This is a genomic window from Chelativorans sp. ZYF759 (genome assembly GCF_012911015.1).
In the GTDB taxonomy this organism is placed as follows: Bacteria; Pseudomonadota; Alphaproteobacteria; order Rhizobiales; family Rhizobiaceae; genus ZYF759.
On sequence record NZ_WVVV01000001.1, the window covers coordinates 241,764 to 257,255 of the forward strand.

The following is a 15,492-nucleotide window of genomic DNA, read 5'->3' on the forward strand; positions in this document are numbered from 1 at the left end:
GCATTATCAGGCCGCAAACACGCTGGCGCGCCGGATGCGCAGGAAGCCCTGCTCTTTCGGCGAGACCACGGTGTCGACATCCACGTCCAGCTCCACCGTCTCGTCGCGCTCGGTAAGCGCCAGGATACGCCGTTTTTCGGGCCGGTCGATCACCCGCAGGATGCGGGCCGGCAGCCCCTCGCCCTGCTGAGCCCAATCGAGATCCGCCGGGCGCACGAACACCTGTGCCTTGCCATCGGGAACGCCCGGTGCCGGCAGGCGCAGGCCGGCGAGTTCTGCCTCGCCCTGTTTGACATCGGCATCGAAACGGTTGGCGTCGCCCAGGAAGCGCATCACGAAGGCGGAGCCGGGCGCGCGGCAGACTTCCTGCGGCGTGCCCTCCTGAACGATGCGGCCCTTGTCGAGAATGACGACGCGGTCGGCAAGGTCGAGTGCTTCTTCCTGGTCGTGGGTCACGAACAGCGTGGTGATGCCGAGTTCGTCGTGGATCTCGCGCAGCCAGCGGCGCAGGTCGCGGCGCACGTTGGCATCGAGCGCGCCGAAGGGCTCGTCGAGCAGCAGCACCTTGGGATCGACGGCGAGCGCCCGCGCCAACGCCACGCGCTGGCGCTGGCCGCCGGAAATCTGCAAGGGGAACCGGTCGCCAAGGCCCTCGAGCTGAACGAGGCTCAGGAGTTCTCTCACCCGCGTGGCGATCTCGGCCTTCGAGCGGCGTACCTTGGAGACCTTCATGCCGAAACCGATGTTCTCGGCCACCGTCATGTGGGGGAACAGCGCATAATGCTGGAAGACGAACCCAACCCCGCGGTCGCGCACCGGAATGTCGGTGGCATCCTGATCGCCGAAGAAGATCTGTCCGCCATCGGTATATTCGAGGCCGGCGACCATGCGCAGAATCGTCGTCTTGCCCGATCCCGAAGGGCCCAGAAGGGCGACGAGTTCCCCGCTGCCGATCTCCAGCGAGACGCCATGCACGGCGCGGAAACTGTCGAATGTCTTTTCGACCTGGTCGAGAACGATCTTCATGAGGCTTTCTCCGCAACGGCGTTTCCGGGCGCCACAAGGGCCGGCCGCGACCGGCGGCCCGCTCCCTGGCGCTCCAGCCACACCTTGACGATGATGGTGACGACGGCGAGCACGGCGAGAATGGAGGCGGCCGCGAAGGCCCCCACCGTGTTGTAGTCGTGATAGAGCAGTTCGATATGAAGCGGCAGCGTGTTGGTCTGGCCGCGGATATTGCCGGACACGATCGAGACCGCACCGAATTCTCCCATCACGCGGGCGTTGCACAGCACGACGCCGTACAGCAACGCCCAGCGAATGTTGGGAACGGTGACGGTGAAGAATGTCCGCCAGCCCGAAGCGCCCAGCGAGGTCGCCGCCTCTTCCTGATCGCGTCCCTGTGCCTGCATCAGCGGGATGAGTTCGCGCGCCACGAAAGGCGCCGTCACGAACATTGACGCCAGCACGATGCCCGGCAGCGCGAACATGACGCGGATGCCCGCATCCTGGAGTGCCGGGCCGAACAGGCCCTGGAGGCCGTAGACGAAGAGATAGGCCACGCCCGCCACGATCGGCGAGACCGAGAATGGTATCTCGATGACGATCAGCAGAAGGCGTCTTCCCCAGAAATCATATTTGGTAATCGCCCAGGCAGCCGCAACGCCGAAGGCGGTGTTGAGCGGCACCGCGATAAGCGCCGTAAGCACGGTGAGCATGATGGCGTGGCGCGTGTCGGGATGGGCGATGGTCTCGGCGAAGTGGCGCGTGCCGAGCGAGAAGGCCTGCACGCCGATGACGGCGAGTGGGGCCACGATCAGGAGAGCGCCGGTGATCAGCACCAGCGTGATGAGAATGCGCCTGAAGAGCGGGCCATCGCCCACGCGCGGCGGCTTGCGGTGTGCCTGCAGCGCCATCTCAGCCCCTCCTCGTGTAGCGCAGCGCCCAGGCCTGCGCGGCATTGGTAACGGCCAGCATGACGAAGGCGGTGAAGAGCAGCACCGAGGCGATGGCGGCGGCGGCCGGATAGTTGAACTCCTCGAGCCTGATATAGGCCAGAAGGGCGGTGATTTCGGTCTGCATCGGCTGGTTGCCGGCGATGAAGATGATGGCCCCGAACTCGCCCAGGCTGCGCGCGAAGGACAGCGACACGCCGGCCATCAGCGCGGGCGCAAGCAAGGGCAGGATCACCTTCGCGAAGATGGAGGCGTCGCTGCCGCCGAGCGACTGGGCGGCTTCCTCCAGCGCGGGGTCGAGATCTTCCAGCACCGGCTGCACGGTGCGCACGATGAAGGGCAGGCTGGTGAACGACATCGCGATCATGATGCCGAGCGGGGTGTAGGCCACCCGGATTCCCCAATCCATCAGGATGGAGCCGAACCAGCCATTGGGCGCGAAGAGCGCGGTGAGCGCGATGCCGGCCACGGCCGTCGGCAGGGCGAAAGGCAGGTCGACGATCGCGTCCACGATTCGGCGGCCCGGAAAGTCGTAGCGCACGAGCACCCAGGCCAGTGCGAGTCCGAAGAAGAGATTGAAGAATGTCGCGCCCAGGGCCGCCAGGACGGTGACCCGGTAGCTGGCAACCGCGCGCGGCGAGGAGACGATGCTCCAGTAATCAGCGGGGCCAAGGCTCGCAGCCTTGAAAATGAGCGCGCCGATGGGCAGCGCGATGATCAATCCGACATAGAAGAGCGTGACGCCGAGCGACAGTTTCAGTCCGGGAATGACGGGTTTTCTGGCCACGGTGCTCACGTCTCTTCGCAGTGAAAACCGGCGGGCAGGGCCCGCCGGCTCGGTTCTCCAGCGGATGATGGGGTCAACGCTCGCCGAAAAGCTGGTCGAGGCGCGCACCCGCATTGAAGTGCTCTTCCTGCACCTGATCCCAGCCGCCAAAGACGTCCTCGACCGTCACCAGCCGGACTTCGGGAAACTGGTCCGAGAATTCAGCGGCCACGGCTTCATCATGAACGCGGTTGCCATGCTCGGCGAGAATCCGCTGCCCCTCTTCCGAATAGAGGAACCCCAGATAGGCACGCGCCAGTTCCTCGGTGCCGCGCCGCTCGGCGACCCGATCGACGACCGCGACGGGAAATTCCGCCAGAAGGCTCTGCGAGGGAATGACGGTCTCGAAATTCTCCTGGCCGAATTCCCGCGCGATGCCCTGGGTCTCGGCCTCGAAGGTGATCAGGACGTCGCCCAGCTGACGTTCGACGAAGGTCGTGGTCGCACCGCGGCCGCCCGTGTCGAAAACCGGGACGTTGTCGAATATCTGCGTGATGAAGGCACCGACCTGTTCCTGGTCGCCATCGAAGGCCTCCAGCGCGAAGGCCGTGGCGGCCAGATAGGTGTAGCGCGCATTGCCCGAGGTCTTGGGGTTGGGGAAGATCACCTGGACGTCCTCGCGCACGAGATCGTCCCAATCCTGGATGTTCTTCGGGTTGCCCGCGCGGACAATGAAAGCAGGGAGCGAGTAGTAGGGCGAGGCATTGTTGTCGAACGCGCTCTGCCAGTCCTCGGCAACGAAACCCTGCTCCACGAGAAAGTCGATGTCAGTCACCTGGTTGAAGGTGACCACGTCGGCTTCCAGGCCTTCTGCAATGGAGCGTGCCTGGCGAGACGTCCCCCCATGCGACTGGTCGACCGTGACAGAGACACCCGTCTCCGTCTCATAGGCCGGCACGAAGGCGGCGTTGATCGCGACGAACAGTTCACGCGCGATGTCGTAGGACGCGTTCAGGATCTGGTCCTGCGCCTGTGCGGGGACGGTAGCGGTGCCCGCGAGCGCGGCGACCGTTGCGCCTATAATGGCGAAGCGTTTCATAAGATTGTCCTCTCGAGTGCCTGTCGTTTCCAAGGCTAGTCGAGTTTGGTCCAGCCGGTAGGCATGGAGCCCGCGACCTCTCCAGATGGATTGGAATATCGTTCCCGATTTTGCCGATCTGGTAGTCAGACGTTCTCAGCCCACGCTTTCGTGGCGATCAGGCGCGAGCGTCGCCGAATGCCGTCAGCTTGAGCAGCCCTCTCTGAAGCAGGATGAAAGCCAGGAGCAACAGGCCGATGACGATCCTGGTCCACCAGCTTGAGAGCGTGCCATCAAACACGATGTAGGTCTGGATGAGTCCCATGGTGAGCACGCCGAACAATGTTCCCACGACATAGCCCGCCCCGCCGGTCAGCAGCGTGCCGCCGATGACCACGGCGGCGATCGCCGTCAATTCCACGCCAACTGTCGCCAACGGGTAGCCCGACCCCGTGTAGATGGCGAAGACGATGCCGGAAAGTCCGGCCATGAGGCCAGAGAAGGCGTAGATGAGGATGGTCGTGCGTCCGATGTCGACGCCCATCAGCCGCGCCGTCTGCTCGCCGCCCCCGATCGCGAACACGCTCGCGCCGAACCGCGTCCTGTGGGCGATCAACACGCCCGCGACGACCGCAAGGAGCATCAGGATGCCGATCAGCGTCAACCTTCCCCGCCCCGGCATGAGCCAGTACGCGTTCTGGAGCGTCACGATGAAGGGATGATTGATGGCGACGGACTCGATCGTCAGCATGTAGGCGGCGCCCCTGGCGAGGAACATGCCGGCGAGCGTCACGATGAAGGCCGGCATGGCAAGCGCATGGATGAGCCAGCCCATGGCCGCACCGAACGCGCTTGTTAACACGAGCAGCAGCGCGAAGACGACAATGGGATGGAGACCGGTATCGCGCAGCAGCACGGCGATGAACACGCCCGAAAACGCGATGACCGCCCCGACCGAGAGATCGATGCCTCCGGACAGGATGACAACCGTCATCCCCACGGCCACGATGCCGAGATAGGCATTGTCCGTCAGCAGGTTGCCGATCACGCGCGTCGACAGCATGGCGGGAAACTGCAGGTAACAGATGGCATAGCCGACGACGAAGATGCCAATCGTGGCAAGCAGCGGATAGAGGCGGGGATTGATGGTCATGGGCTTCCGGACACCTAGTCTGCCCGCCGGGGCAAAAGCACCGAGCGAAGGTAAATCCAGTCGGCTGAAAGATTGGGCGACTGGAGGACGAGGATGATGATGACCAGTCCGGCCTTGATGACGAGGTTGTATTCGGACGGGAAGCCCGACAGGACAATGCCGGTATTGATGGTCTGGATGATCAGCGCGCCGAGGATCGATCCGGCGATCGAGAAACGGCCGCCGAGGAGCGAGTTGCCCCCGATGACGACGGCCAGAATGGCATCGAGTTCGAGCCACAAGCCGGCATTGTTGGCATCGGCACCCCGAATGTCGGCGGTCGTGACGATCCCGGCGAGCGCTGCGCAGAGGCCGGACGCCATGTAGACGGCGATGAGGATGACGGTCGCGTTCACGCCTGCGAGCGCGCTGGCCGCGCGGTTGACGCCCGTCGCCTCGATCAGCAGCCCCAGCGCGGTGCGCCGCATCAGGACCGCAAAGGCAACCGCGGTCGCCATCCACAGCACCGTGGGAAACGGAATGCCGAAGACCGCACCGGATCCGATGAAGGCAAAGCCCGGATCGGAAAAGGTGAGGATCCTTCCTTCGGTGATCAACTGCGCGATGCCGCGACCCGAAGTCATGAGGATCAGCGTCGCCACAATGGGCTGAATGCCGATGATCGCCACCAGGGCACCGTTCCAGAGCCCGGCTGCAAGGCCAGCTGCGAGCGCCAGGGCAAGCGTGAGCGGCAAGCCCAGGCCGGAAGTGATCGCCCAGGCGGCCACGGCGCCGGCGATGGCCATCACAGTTCCGACCGACAGATCGATCCCGCGGGTGGCGATGACCAGCGTCATGCCGACGGCAAGGAGCGCGATCGGCGCTGAACGCTTCAGCACGTCGATGATCGGCCCGACGAAGCGGCTGCCATCGAAGCTGATGTTGATGAAGTTCGGGAAGAACACGCTGACCAGCGCGACAAGCGCCGCCAACGTGAGGATCTGGGGGGCAAGCCGACGTGCCATACGTCCCATCACGCAGGCTCCACGACCTTGGCCGCATCGGGCTTGGCAATAGCCCGCACGATCGCGTCGGTGGACACGTCCTCTCCGACGAGTTCGGCGACGTGGCGACGATCGCGCAGCACGATTACCCGGTCGCACACCGCCACCAGCTCGTCCAGTTCGGAAGAGATCACCAGGATGGACATGCCTTCCGCCGTGATCTCGTGGATCAGCCGCAGGATTTCGGCGTGCGCGCCCACGTCGATGCCGCGCGTCGGTTCATCGAGAATGAGGAAACGCGGGTTCATCGCCAGCCAGCGGGCGAGCACCACCTTCTGCTGATTGCCGCCGGAGAGATCTCCGATGGCCTTCTCCGCATCCGATGTGCGGATGTCGAGCTTCTCGATATAATGGGCCGCCAGGCGCTCCTGTTCGGCACGGGGAATGCGCGACATCCAGCCGCGGCGCGCCTGCAAGGCCAGGATGATGTTCTCGCGTACCGAGAGTTCTGCGGCTATGCCGTCGGCCTTGCGTTCTTCGGGCGCGAAACCGAAGCCGGCGGCAATCGCCTCGCGCGGGCTGCCATGGGCGACGCGGCCCTGCGCATCCTCGGTGGTTCCGCTGCCGGCGGAGCGGACGCCGAACATCAGCTGTGCCGTCTCCGTCCTGCCTGAACCCAGGAGGCCGGCAAGGCCGATCACCTCGCCACGTTCCACCGAGAGATCGAAGGGCTCGATCATGCCGGCACGGCCGAGGCCCTCGAACCGGATCATCGGTTCGCGCCGCTCGGCGTTCTGTCCTGAGGCGCCCCGATCGTGGCGTTCGGCCTCCTCGAGTTCGCGGCCCAGCATGTGCGAGATGAGCCGCAGGCGGTCCAGCTGGGCCGTTTCCGCGGTTACGATCTTGCGCCCGTTGCGCAGCACGGTGACGCGATCGCAGAGCTCGAAGACCTGGTTGAGGAAGTGCGACACGAATATGATTCCAAGTCCTTCGTCGCGGAGCCGGCCAACGATCGAAAAGAGGAGGCGGACCTCTGCGGCGTCGAGACTGGCCGTCGGCTCGTCGAGAATCAGCACCTTGCCGGAGAGCTCGACCGCCCGCGCGATAGCCACGATCTGGCGGATCGCGACCGGATAGGCGCCGAGATCGCGGTCGACGTCGATACCGATGCCATAGGGCGCCAGAATCTCGCGCGCCTTTCGGCTCTGCATGCGTGCGTCGACCAGTCCGAAGCGCCGAGGCTCACTGCCGAAGGTGAGGTTCTGGGCGACCGTCATGTTGGGCAGGAGGTTCACCTCCTGATAGACGGTGCCTATGCCCAGCGTCTGCGCCTCGGCGGTCGATGTCGGATTGATGGAATGTCCCTGCAAGAACATCTCGCCGCCATCACGGCGATAGGCTCCGGTGAGACACTTGATCAGCGTCGATTTTCCGGCCCCGTTCTCGCCCAGCAGCCCATGCACCTCGCCTGCGGCGAGATCGAAGTCCACGCCCTGAAGGGCCTTGGTGCCCGGGAACGACTTCGACAGCGATCTGATCGACAGAAGCATCTAGATATCCTGCAGCGAACCGGGGCATCATGCCCCGGTCCGGTTCGTCAGCCCAGCCTCAATAGCCCAGATCTTTGCGGGCTTCGTACTCGCCGGCAGGATCGTCGGCCTGGGTGTACAGGCGCGAATCGGTCTGGATGAACTTCTCCGGCATGGTGCCATCGGCCCAGAAGGCTTCCAGCGCGTCGAAGGCCGGCCCGGCCATATTCGGCGTCAGTTCGACGGTAGCGTTCGCCTCGCCGGCCGCCATGGCCTGGAAGATGTCCGGTACCGCGTCGATCGAGACGACCCTGATGTCTTCGCCCGGGCGCAGGCCTGCTTCCTTGATGGCCTGGATCGCGCCGATCGCCATGTCGTCATTGTGGGCGTAGAGCGCGCAGATCTCCGCGCCGCCGCCTTCGGCCTGAAGGAAACTCTCCATCACCTGCTTGCCGCCGGAACGCGTGAAGTCGCCCGTCTGGCTACGCACGATCTCGAGATTGGCATGCCCCTCGATCGCCTCGCGGAAGCCATTGGCGCGATCGATGGCGGGCGAGGACCCGGTCGTTCCCTGCAACTCGACGATGCGGCAATCGGCATCGCCGACATCGCCCACCAGCCATTCGCCGGCGACCCGCCCTTCATGCACCAGATCCGAGCCGACAGCGGTCAGGTAGAGATCATCGGAGGAATCGACCTGGCGGTCGAGCAGGACAACGGGGATTTCGGCTTCCTTGGCCTCCTGAAGCACGCTGTCCCATCCGGTAGCGACCACCGGGGCAAGCAGGATCGCGTCGACATCCTGGGCAATGAAGGAGCGGATGGCCGCAATCTGGTTCTCCTGGCGCTGCTGGGCATCCGAGAACTGGAGCGTGTAGCCGCGTTCTTCCGCCTGCTGCCGCGTGAGCGTCGTCTCGGCCGCGCGCCACCCGGACTCCGAGCCGATCTGCGAAAAGCCGACAGTCTGGGCAGAAGCCGTCGCGGTGAGCGCCAATAGCGCGGCACCTGTCAAAAGGGTCTTCATCATGATTTGTTTCCTCCGCTTGTACGGCCGAGCATCGGGGCTCGACCTGAGTTCATTACTGGAGCCCATCAGCGCTGCTCCCTTCGCGCATCCGATCCGGCCAGTCCCGCCGGAACGTGTCTTGTTGCCCCTTGGGGCAGGCAAATCTCCAATTGCGTCCGCCCCCCCTCATCGATCTCAGAGCACGCGGACGGGCTGCGTTTCGGGCGAGCCGTGCAAGGGCGCAGCCGCGACCGAATTGCGAAGCGGGAGACCGAATGGCGCGGCCTCTATCTCGAAGACGTCGCCCGAAAGCGCCGTCGTTTCCCCGAAAAGGGCAGCTGTGGGCGTCCCGAACATGTGGATGTGCACGTCCCCGGGCCTGAGGAAGACGCCGCGCCCGAAAAGGTCTTTCTCGAGTTCGGCGACGGAATGTCCGGGATCAGCCACGTTCAGAATGATCGGGCTCATGGCGACGACCTCGCCGCCACGCATCAGCCGGAACGTACCGCTGACGACGCCCGGCAGAACGCTGACGAGGAGTTCAGGCCCGAAAGCGATCCGCGGTTCGCCGCCATACATGCCGGCCTCCCCCGTCTCTCGGGAGAAGCGGTTGGAGTACTGCCTGGAAAGCGTGAACCCGATCCGGCAAGGCAGCGCGTCCGTTCCGATCACGTAGAGTCCCGCAATCCTGGGCTGAACGGCCCCTTCGAAATCGAACAATGGCAAGGCGACGGGTGCCGAAGGCGCGACGAGCGCATCACCGGCGCCGCGGTAGAACCAGGCTGCCTTTTCACTCCCGTCCGCCTTTTCCGAAAGAGCCAGCGGGCTCCCGCTGACGACCACATGGGCGGGGTCTGGATGAAGCACCGGGGGCAGGACGCGGCCTTCCTCGCAGAGCTGGTCCAAGTCCACCGCCGCCCCCAGCCCGCGCTCCAGCACGCAGTCGCTGAGGCTCACGCGCGCCGATGCACACCACAATGCAAGGTCGTAGAGTGACTGGTCGGAAGCGACCTCGTAGGCCTCGGTTCCCTCACGGGCGACAACCTGGATCTGGCCGTCCAGGCGCCGGAACTGCGACAGAAGCACTTCATCCTCCCGAAACTCGGCGACACGCCGAGAAGGCAGCGGCTGCAAAGTGCGATCGGGAGGCGGCGTGCAGGACGCATTACCTCCGACATCCCACACGGGAAACTCTCCTCCAAGCTCTTCCCGCAAGCAGCCAGCAATACAGCCTGAAGTAGCATCAACTGTTATGCGTTAGAAATTCATTTTTTCCGGGATGACATAGCAAAATGATCATATAGCCTCTTCGGCGTCGCCCCTCGAACAGGCGCGGCGGGAGGAAACGGCATGATACATTCGGACGATCCCAGAGTCGGCCAGCATCTGCTGGTCAGGAAAGGGCTCAAATTCTCGCAGTTGCGGCTGTTGTCGGTGCTGCGCGAGACAGGTCAGATCGGCGCGGCGGCACAACAGCTCGGCATGACCCAGCCCGCCGCGTCACGGCTTCTGGGCCAGCTTGAGGACATGATCGGCGCTCCGATCTTCAGACGTCACGCGCGGGGCGTGTCTCTCACGGAGGCAGGCGCCATCATGGCCGAACAGGCTGAACGCACCCTGCACGAGCTCGATCTATCGCAGGCGCGGGTCATGCAGGCCGTGCAGGGGACACGCGGTCTCGTCCGGATCGGCTCCGTGACGGGACCGTCCCTCGACCTTGTCCTGCCACTCGTGCGCGAAGCGCGGGTGTCTTCTCCGGCGGTCGAACTGGCGGTGCAGGTCGATACCTCCGACCGGCTGGCCGAGGGTCTGCTGTCGCGCGATCTCGATTTCTACGTCGGGCGCATTCCGGATGGAGCCAATGCCCAGCCTTTTGCTGTCGTCGACATCGGTGACGAACCCATCGCGCTGGTCGTGCGGGAGGATCACCCGCTCACCCGCGTCAAGGACCTCACGTTGGAACAGTGCATGGCCTATGACTGGATCTCGCAGCCCCCTGGCGGTCTCTTGAGGCGCACGGCGGAAGATTACCTGCTTTCGCGTGGATTACCGCTGCCGCGGCGGATGATGGGCACGGCCTCGACGCTGTTCACGCTGGCCCTTATCCGCAAGACCAATGCGATTGCGCCGCTGGCCAAGGCGGTGGCGGATTTCTTCATCGAAAGCAGCGGGCTCGGCAGTCGTCTGGCAAGCCTGCCGGTGGCGCAAGACCTTACCGTCAAGACCTACAGCGTCGTCACGCGCCAGGATCGCGATCTCTCTCCGGCCGCAGAGACGGTTCTGTCCGCCCTCCTGAAGCGTTGTCGCACCTACCAGGCGACTATCGGCTTGCATCCGCAGGGCGCGGACTGACGGGGCGCAGGCCTGGGGAAGAGCCTCTTCACCAGCTGAGCAGAAGCGCGCCTTTCGGCCCGATCACCCAATCGGCGACCATCAGCCTGCCTCCCTCCATCGGCCTGGATCGCCCCGACAACACATCGCGGTATGTCCCCTCTGCCAGGGCTGGAGGCAGTTCGATCCGCGTATCCCCCCAATGCCGGGCATCGGCCGACAATTCACCGGCCAGGCGCGGCACGAGGACAAGCGCCGCATCACCCTTGTGGAGACGCGCATAGGCCAGCAGGCTTTCGGCGCCGCTACCCCGGACCTGGAGCGGCAGATACTGGCCCCACGTGAACAGGTCGGCGCGTTCGTTCCGGGCGGCGAGACCGGCTGCCAGGACATCCATTTTCAACGCGGAGAAGGTATCGCCTTCGTTCTGTCTCGCGGTGAGCATCTCGCGCAACATGCCGAAGTCTACCGGGCGCCGGTTGTCGGGATCCACCAGACTGAAATCGCCCGTTTCGGTCCCCTGGTAGATGTCTGGAATGCCCGGCGCGGTAAGCTTGACCAGCAGCTGGCTCAACGCGTTCCGCCGTCCGGCGGCTCGATAGGTCTGCGTCTTTCGCACGAAATCCGACAGAAAGGCGCTGCCGGGCTCGAGCAGACCTTCGGCATAGGCGCGCACGGCAGATTCGTACTCCGCGCCGATGTTGGTCCAGGTCGTGCGGAGCTTCGCCTCCCGGACGGCCTTCTCAAGAAACTCCAGGAAGCGCGCGCGCAGGGTCGCAATTCCGTCGCCGTCGTCGGCATCAAGACCTTCGGGCCACGCCGCCATGAGGGCCTGGTAGATCATCCATTCGAGTTCGGGTTCCGGCGCCGGCTTGCCCTCCACCTTTCGGACGAGACCGCTGTTGGCAGCGCGCCAGCGGGCGACCAGCTGCGCCCATTCTTCCGGCGCGCCGGTGAGCGAAAACAGGCGCGCGCGGGCATCTTCGCCGCGTTTGGTGTCGTGCGTCGCCGTCGCTGTCAGTGACAGGGGATGACGGCTCTGCCGCTCATCCATCAGCCGGTGGAACCGCTCCAGCGAAGGCCGGGGACGCTCGGGCTCGCAGCCCACCTCGTTCAAGGCCAGAAGCCGGTGATCGCGGTAGAAGAGCGTGTCCTCGACGCCCTTCGCCATTGCCGGGCTGGAAAGCTGCTGGAAAAGACGCCTCGCGCGGGCGGTTTCGTCGTCGGCCGGGTCCCTCTCGATGAGGATATCGCGCAGGAATGCGATCAGATCGGCCGCAACCTCCGGGTCCCGTTCGCCCAGTTCTTCTGTCGCCCGATCAAAGGCCTCACGATCTGCCGCGCTTGCGGCCTCGGCGCCGACATAGGTGCGGTAGACGGGCATCGCCACGATGAGGGCGGCCAGGCCATGCCGGACGCTATCAATGTCAAAACGCCGGTCGGACAGCGAGGTCAGGATGTCAGCCAGACGATGCAACTCGCCTTCGAAATTTATGGTCGCAATCTCGCGCTTGGCCGTGCGGCGAGCGCTGTGCAGGTCCGGCGCGCCGGTGTCCGTCTCATAGGCGCGGGCCAGCTTTTCCAGCCCTTCGGCATCGGCGAGCAGGTCTACCGTGGCATCGACGAACTCGTAGCCGGTCGTGCCCTGGATCGGCCAGTCGGCGGGCAGAAGCTCGTCGGGCGCAAGGATCTTCTCGACGACCAGGTAGACGTCCGGACCCACCGCCTCACGCAGCATGTGAAGATAGGAGGCCGGATCGGCCAGCCCGTCGACATGGTCGATGCGCAGGCCGTCGACACGGCCCGAGCGCACGAGCTCCAATGTCAGGCGGTGAACGTCGTCGAAGACGGCTCGATCTTCGACCCGGACGCCAGCCAGTCCCGTGATCTCGAAGAAGCGGCGATAGGACAGCGTGCGTCGCGCCTCCTTCCAGAACATGAGCTGCCAGGGCTGCTCGTCATGGAGGGCGGAGATAAGTCCGTGGTCACGGGAAAGGGCGGCCAGTTTCTTCGCCAGTTCGCCATCTGCCCGTGTCGTCTCCCGCACCGCATCACGCAGCTCCTCTGGCTGTGCCGGATCGCCCAGGCCGGCGGCTTGGGCGAGCCGTGCTGCCACAGGGTGATCGATCTTCGCCAACACGCCCTGCCAGCTGGCCGGGTGAAGCGGAATGCGGTTGTCGAAATAGGACATCGCCAGCCCGCCGCCCTCGACGTCCAGAATGAGCGACAGTTCGCCCTCGGCTAGCGCTTCCCCGAACGGCCGCCCCAGGATTGGCAAGGTCAGTTTTCGCGACCAGTCGATATCGAAATGTCGTGCGTAACGACTCTGCTCACCCCATTCCACGACATCGCGCCACCAGGGATTTTCCATCGATGCGGCCATGTGATTGGGCACGATGTCGAGGAGTAGCCCCAGCCCTTCGGCCTTGAGGCGATCGCTCAGCCGCTCGAACCCGGCCCAACCGCCAAGCACGGAATCGATCTCGTTGTGGTCGGTGACGTCATAGCCATGGGTCGAGCCGCTGGTGGCGGCGAAAAGGGGGGAGGCATAGAGATGGCTGACGCCCAGTTGTTTCAGATAAGGCACGATCTCGAGGGCGGCTTCAAAGTCCATATCGCCGCGGAACTGCAGGCGATAGGTGGCTACAGGGGTCTTCATCGGCGCGGCCTCCCGGCCGCCATGCGGGCCGTAACGTCGGCAAAGAGCGGCAGCTCTTCCAGCTCTTCGAGGGTGATCTTCATGCGTCTGCGCCAATTCGGGTAGGTCCCGCTCGTTCCAGGCAGGTTCGTCGGCTCGTCTTCGCCCACGAGGTCCGCGACGCGCACGCCGGCCAGGAGCGCGTTGGTATCCGACAGAAACCCGTGCACGGCCACGCTGAGACTGTCGGGCGGCGGCTCATGCGGTTCGCCGATGGCCGACTGCCATTCGGATGGAATCTGATCTTGTCCCACAAGCAGCCTGGCCAGAGCCCGACGTTCCCCGTGTCGATTGCTGCGCTGCTCGTCGGCGCCGGCCTGGTCGATCAGCCCATATTCGAGACGCAGGTCGACATCGTGGGCCTGCCACCAGCCTCGAAACGTCGGCAGATCATGCGTCGACAGGCAGGCAATCGAGTTGCGGGGATAGTCGGCAGCCGCGCGGAAGCCCTCTCCCCCCTGCTCGAAATAGAGGATGCGGTAGGACAGGATGGCGGCATCGCTCATCACGTCTCGAAAGCCCTCGGGCACGTGGCCGAGATCCTCGCCGATCACCAGCAACTGTCGTTCCTGGGAGTGATCCGAGAGGCGTCGCAGCAATTGCTGGAAAGGGTAGCGGAGATGCGCGCCCTCCGAAGCCGGTGCACCTTCGGGAACGAGGAAGAGCTGCTGCAAGGCCATGACGTGGTCGATCCTCAGCGCTCCCGCATGACGGGCAGCATCGACGATCAACGCCTCGAACGGGCGATAGTCCTGCCGGATCAGTGCGAGCGGCGAGAGTGCGGCAATGCCCCAGTCCTGGCCTTGCGTGCTGAAATAATCCGGCGGCGCGCCGATGGTGGCCCGCGCCACGTAGTCGTCCGGCGCGCTCCACGTCGCGGAACCGTCAGGCTCGTCGCCGACGGCGAGATCGAGATAGAGCCCGATGCGCATGCCGGCCTCGCGTGCAATCTGGCCGGCAGCGGCCAGTTGGCGCTCGGCCAGAAACTGGAGCCAGAGGTGAAAGGCCACCTCATCCGCCGCCGCTTCGGCAAAGTCCTCGACGGCCGCGCTCTCCGGATCGTGATAGGCCTCTGGCCAACCGCGCCAGCCGGCGCCATGCCCATCTTCGGCCATTCGCGCAGACAATGCCTCGAACAGAGCGTGGCGCGTCAGATGCAGCGAGGCTGCCTCCCGATAAGCGACGAAATCCTGCGCGGCGCCGGCAGCCGTGCCATGCCAGACCTGCTTCAGCGCACGGAGCTTGATCTCGGCGACATGGGCATAGTCCACGAAGTCGCCCGCATTTGCTTCTTCGAGCCCTCGTGGGCTGTGGGCCGACACTTCAAAACCCTCAACCCGGTCCACCGCTATGTAGAGCGGATTGAGAAACCGGCGGCTCGACGGTGAAAAGGGGCTGCAGCGCTCCGGGTCGGCCAGGAACGGCGCATGAAGTGGCGTCAGGCCGACGAAATCCGCCCCATGCCTGGCAGCGATGGCACACAGGCTTTCCAGATCTGCGAAATCTCCGATGCCCCAGCTGCGCTGCGACTTCAGTTCGTAGAGCTGTCCGGTGATGCCCCAGGCAGGTGCGTCTCGGAGCCATTGCGGCAGGTAGCACCTTGCCTTCTCGCCGTCGGATGCGGGAGTCCGTGCTGCGACCGGCGCCGCTTCGCCCTCGTTCAGCACGCCGAGGCTTTCGAGGAGATGCCGTTTGGTGGAGTCGGCGGTTTTTACCAGGGTGCCATCCGCACCGGGATAGCCGCGCGCTATGCCGACCTGCTCGGCCAACCCGTCAATATTGCCTTTATCCATGCGAGCCTCTTCGAGCTGTCGGTCGGACCAGCTGGTTCAACTTCACGCACGAGTGCTTGTTCCCTCTCCCCGTCTCGCCGGAACAAACTCGTGCCTATCCGGTTGGAACAGCTGGAGCCGAAGGATGAGGGAATTCACGTGAACACATACTTCCTACGAGTTCGTGGGCACATCCTGCGCACTCACCGCCCGGGCGCCGC

At 64.7% G+C, this 15,492-nt stretch carries 12 protein-coding genes; 1 reads left to right on the forward strand and 11 read right to left on the reverse strand.

The window, feature by feature from the left end; genetic code table 11:
- Window positions 1–6: 6 nt before the first annotated feature.
- From GRZ55_RS01025 to GRZ55_RS01065, 9 genes are all read right to left on the reverse strand, one after another.
- Window positions 7–1,026, reverse strand: a complete 1,020-nt coding sequence (locus tag GRZ55_RS01025) for a sulfate/molybdate ABC transporter ATP-binding protein (protein WP_169285017.1) — start codon at window positions 1,024–1,026, stop codon at window positions 7–9.
- Window positions 1,023–1,916 (reverse strand): sulfate ABC transporter permease subunit CysW, encoded by an 894-nt coding sequence (gene cysW, locus GRZ55_RS01030; RefSeq protein ID WP_169285018.1) that lies wholly within the window; start codon window positions 1,914–1,916, stop codon window positions 1,023–1,025. Before cysW ends, GRZ55_RS01025 begins: the two co-directional genes overlap by 4 nt.
- A 1-nt stretch (window position 1,917) precedes the next feature.
- Window positions 1,918–2,742: a sulfate ABC transporter permease subunit CysT gene (gene cysT / locus GRZ55_RS01035; RefSeq protein ID WP_368856568.1), complete on the reverse strand. Its 825-nt coding sequence runs from the start codon at window positions 2,740–2,742 to the stop codon at window positions 1,918–1,920.
- Window positions 2,743–2,815: 73 nt separating this feature from the next.
- Window positions 2,816–3,820, reverse strand: coding sequence for a sulfate ABC transporter substrate-binding protein (locus tag GRZ55_RS01040; protein WP_169285020.1), 1,005 nt, complete (start codon window positions 3,818–3,820; stop codon window positions 2,816–2,818).
- Between the two features lie 157 nt (window positions 3,821–3,977).
- Complete coding sequence (gene yjfF / locus GRZ55_RS01045) at window positions 3,978–4,946, reverse strand: galactofuranose ABC transporter, permease protein YjfF (protein WP_169285550.1); 969 nt, start codon at window positions 4,944–4,946, stop codon at window positions 3,978–3,980.
- Between the two features lie 20 nt (window positions 4,947–4,966).
- Window positions 4,967–5,965: an ABC transporter permease gene (locus GRZ55_RS01050; protein WP_169285021.1), complete on the reverse strand. Its 999-nt coding sequence runs from the start codon at window positions 5,963–5,965 to the stop codon at window positions 4,967–4,969.
- Complete coding sequence (locus GRZ55_RS01055) at window positions 5,965–7,485, reverse strand: sugar ABC transporter ATP-binding protein (protein WP_169285022.1); 1,521 nt, start codon at window positions 7,483–7,485, stop codon at window positions 5,965–5,967. Before GRZ55_RS01055 ends, GRZ55_RS01050 begins: the two co-directional genes overlap by 1 nt.
- Window positions 7,486–7,543: 58 nt before the next feature.
- Window positions 7,544–8,491, reverse strand: coding sequence for a galactofuranose ABC transporter, galactofuranose-binding protein YtfQ (ytfQ, locus tag GRZ55_RS01060; protein ID WP_169285023.1), 948 nt, complete (start codon window positions 8,489–8,491; stop codon window positions 7,544–7,546).
- 174 nt (window positions 8,492–8,665) lie between these two features.
- Window positions 8,666–9,556 carry a hypothetical protein gene (locus GRZ55_RS01065; protein WP_169285024.1) on the reverse strand — a complete coding sequence of 297 codons (891 nt, stop codon included), beginning with the start codon at window positions 9,554–9,556 and terminating at the stop codon, window positions 8,666–8,668.
- A 264-nt stretch (window positions 9,557–9,820) separates the two neighbouring features.
- On the opposite strand from GRZ55_RS01065, the gene GRZ55_RS01070 reads away from it, so the two are divergent.
- Entirely contained in the window at window positions 9,821–10,822 is a 1,002-nt protein-coding gene (locus GRZ55_RS01070; RefSeq protein WP_169285025.1) for a LysR family transcriptional regulator, read from the forward strand.
- A gap of 28 nt (window positions 10,823–10,850) precedes the next feature.
- On the opposite strand, the gene treY is transcribed toward GRZ55_RS01070, so the two are convergent.
- Window positions 10,851–13,460, reverse strand: coding sequence for a malto-oligosyltrehalose synthase (gene treY / locus GRZ55_RS01075; RefSeq protein WP_169285026.1), 2,610 nt, complete (start codon window positions 13,458–13,460; stop codon window positions 10,851–10,853).
- Window positions 13,457–15,292, reverse strand: a complete 1,836-nt coding sequence (malQ, locus tag GRZ55_RS01080) for a 4-alpha-glucanotransferase (protein WP_169285027.1) — start codon at window positions 15,290–15,292, stop codon at window positions 13,457–13,459. The genes treY and malQ overlap by 4 nt, the downstream gene beginning before the upstream one ends.
- Between the last annotated feature and the right edge of the window lie 200 nt (window positions 15,293–15,492).

Bases quoted from the DNA above. Each gene is read 5' to 3' on its own strand.
- GRZ55_RS01025 (WP_169285017.1), bottom strand. From the start codon at position 1,026: ATGAAGATCGTTCTCGACCAGGTCGAAAAGACATTCGACAGTTTCCGC.
- cysW (WP_169285018.1), bottom strand. From the start codon at position 1,916: ATGGCGCTGCAGGCACACCGCAAGCCGCCGCGCGTGGGCGATGGCCCG.
- GRZ55_RS01040 (WP_169285020.1), bottom strand. From the start codon at position 3,820: ATGAAACGCTTCGCCATTATAGGCGCAACGGTCGCCGCGCTCGCGGGC.
- GRZ55_RS01050 (WP_169285021.1), bottom strand. From the start codon at position 5,965: ATGGGACGTATGGCACGTCGGCTTGCCCCCCAGATCCTCACGTTGGCG.
- GRZ55_RS01055 (WP_169285022.1), bottom strand. From the start codon at position 7,485: ATGCTTCTGTCGATCAGATCGCTGTCGAAGTCGTTCCCGGGCACCAAG.
- ytfQ (WP_169285023.1), bottom strand. From the start codon at position 8,491: ATGATGAAGACCCTTTTGACAGGTGCCGCGCTATTGGCGCTCACCGCG.
- GRZ55_RS01070 (WP_169285025.1), top strand. From the start codon at position 9,821: ATGATACATTCGGACGATCCCAGAGTCGGCCAGCATCTGCTGGTCAGG.
- treY (WP_169285026.1), bottom strand. From the start codon at position 13,460: ATGAAGACCCCTGTAGCCACCTATCGCCTGCAGTTCCGCGGCGATATG.
- malQ (WP_169285027.1), bottom strand. From the start codon at position 15,292: ATGGATAAAGGCAATATTGACGGGTTGGCCGAGCAGGTCGGCATAGCG.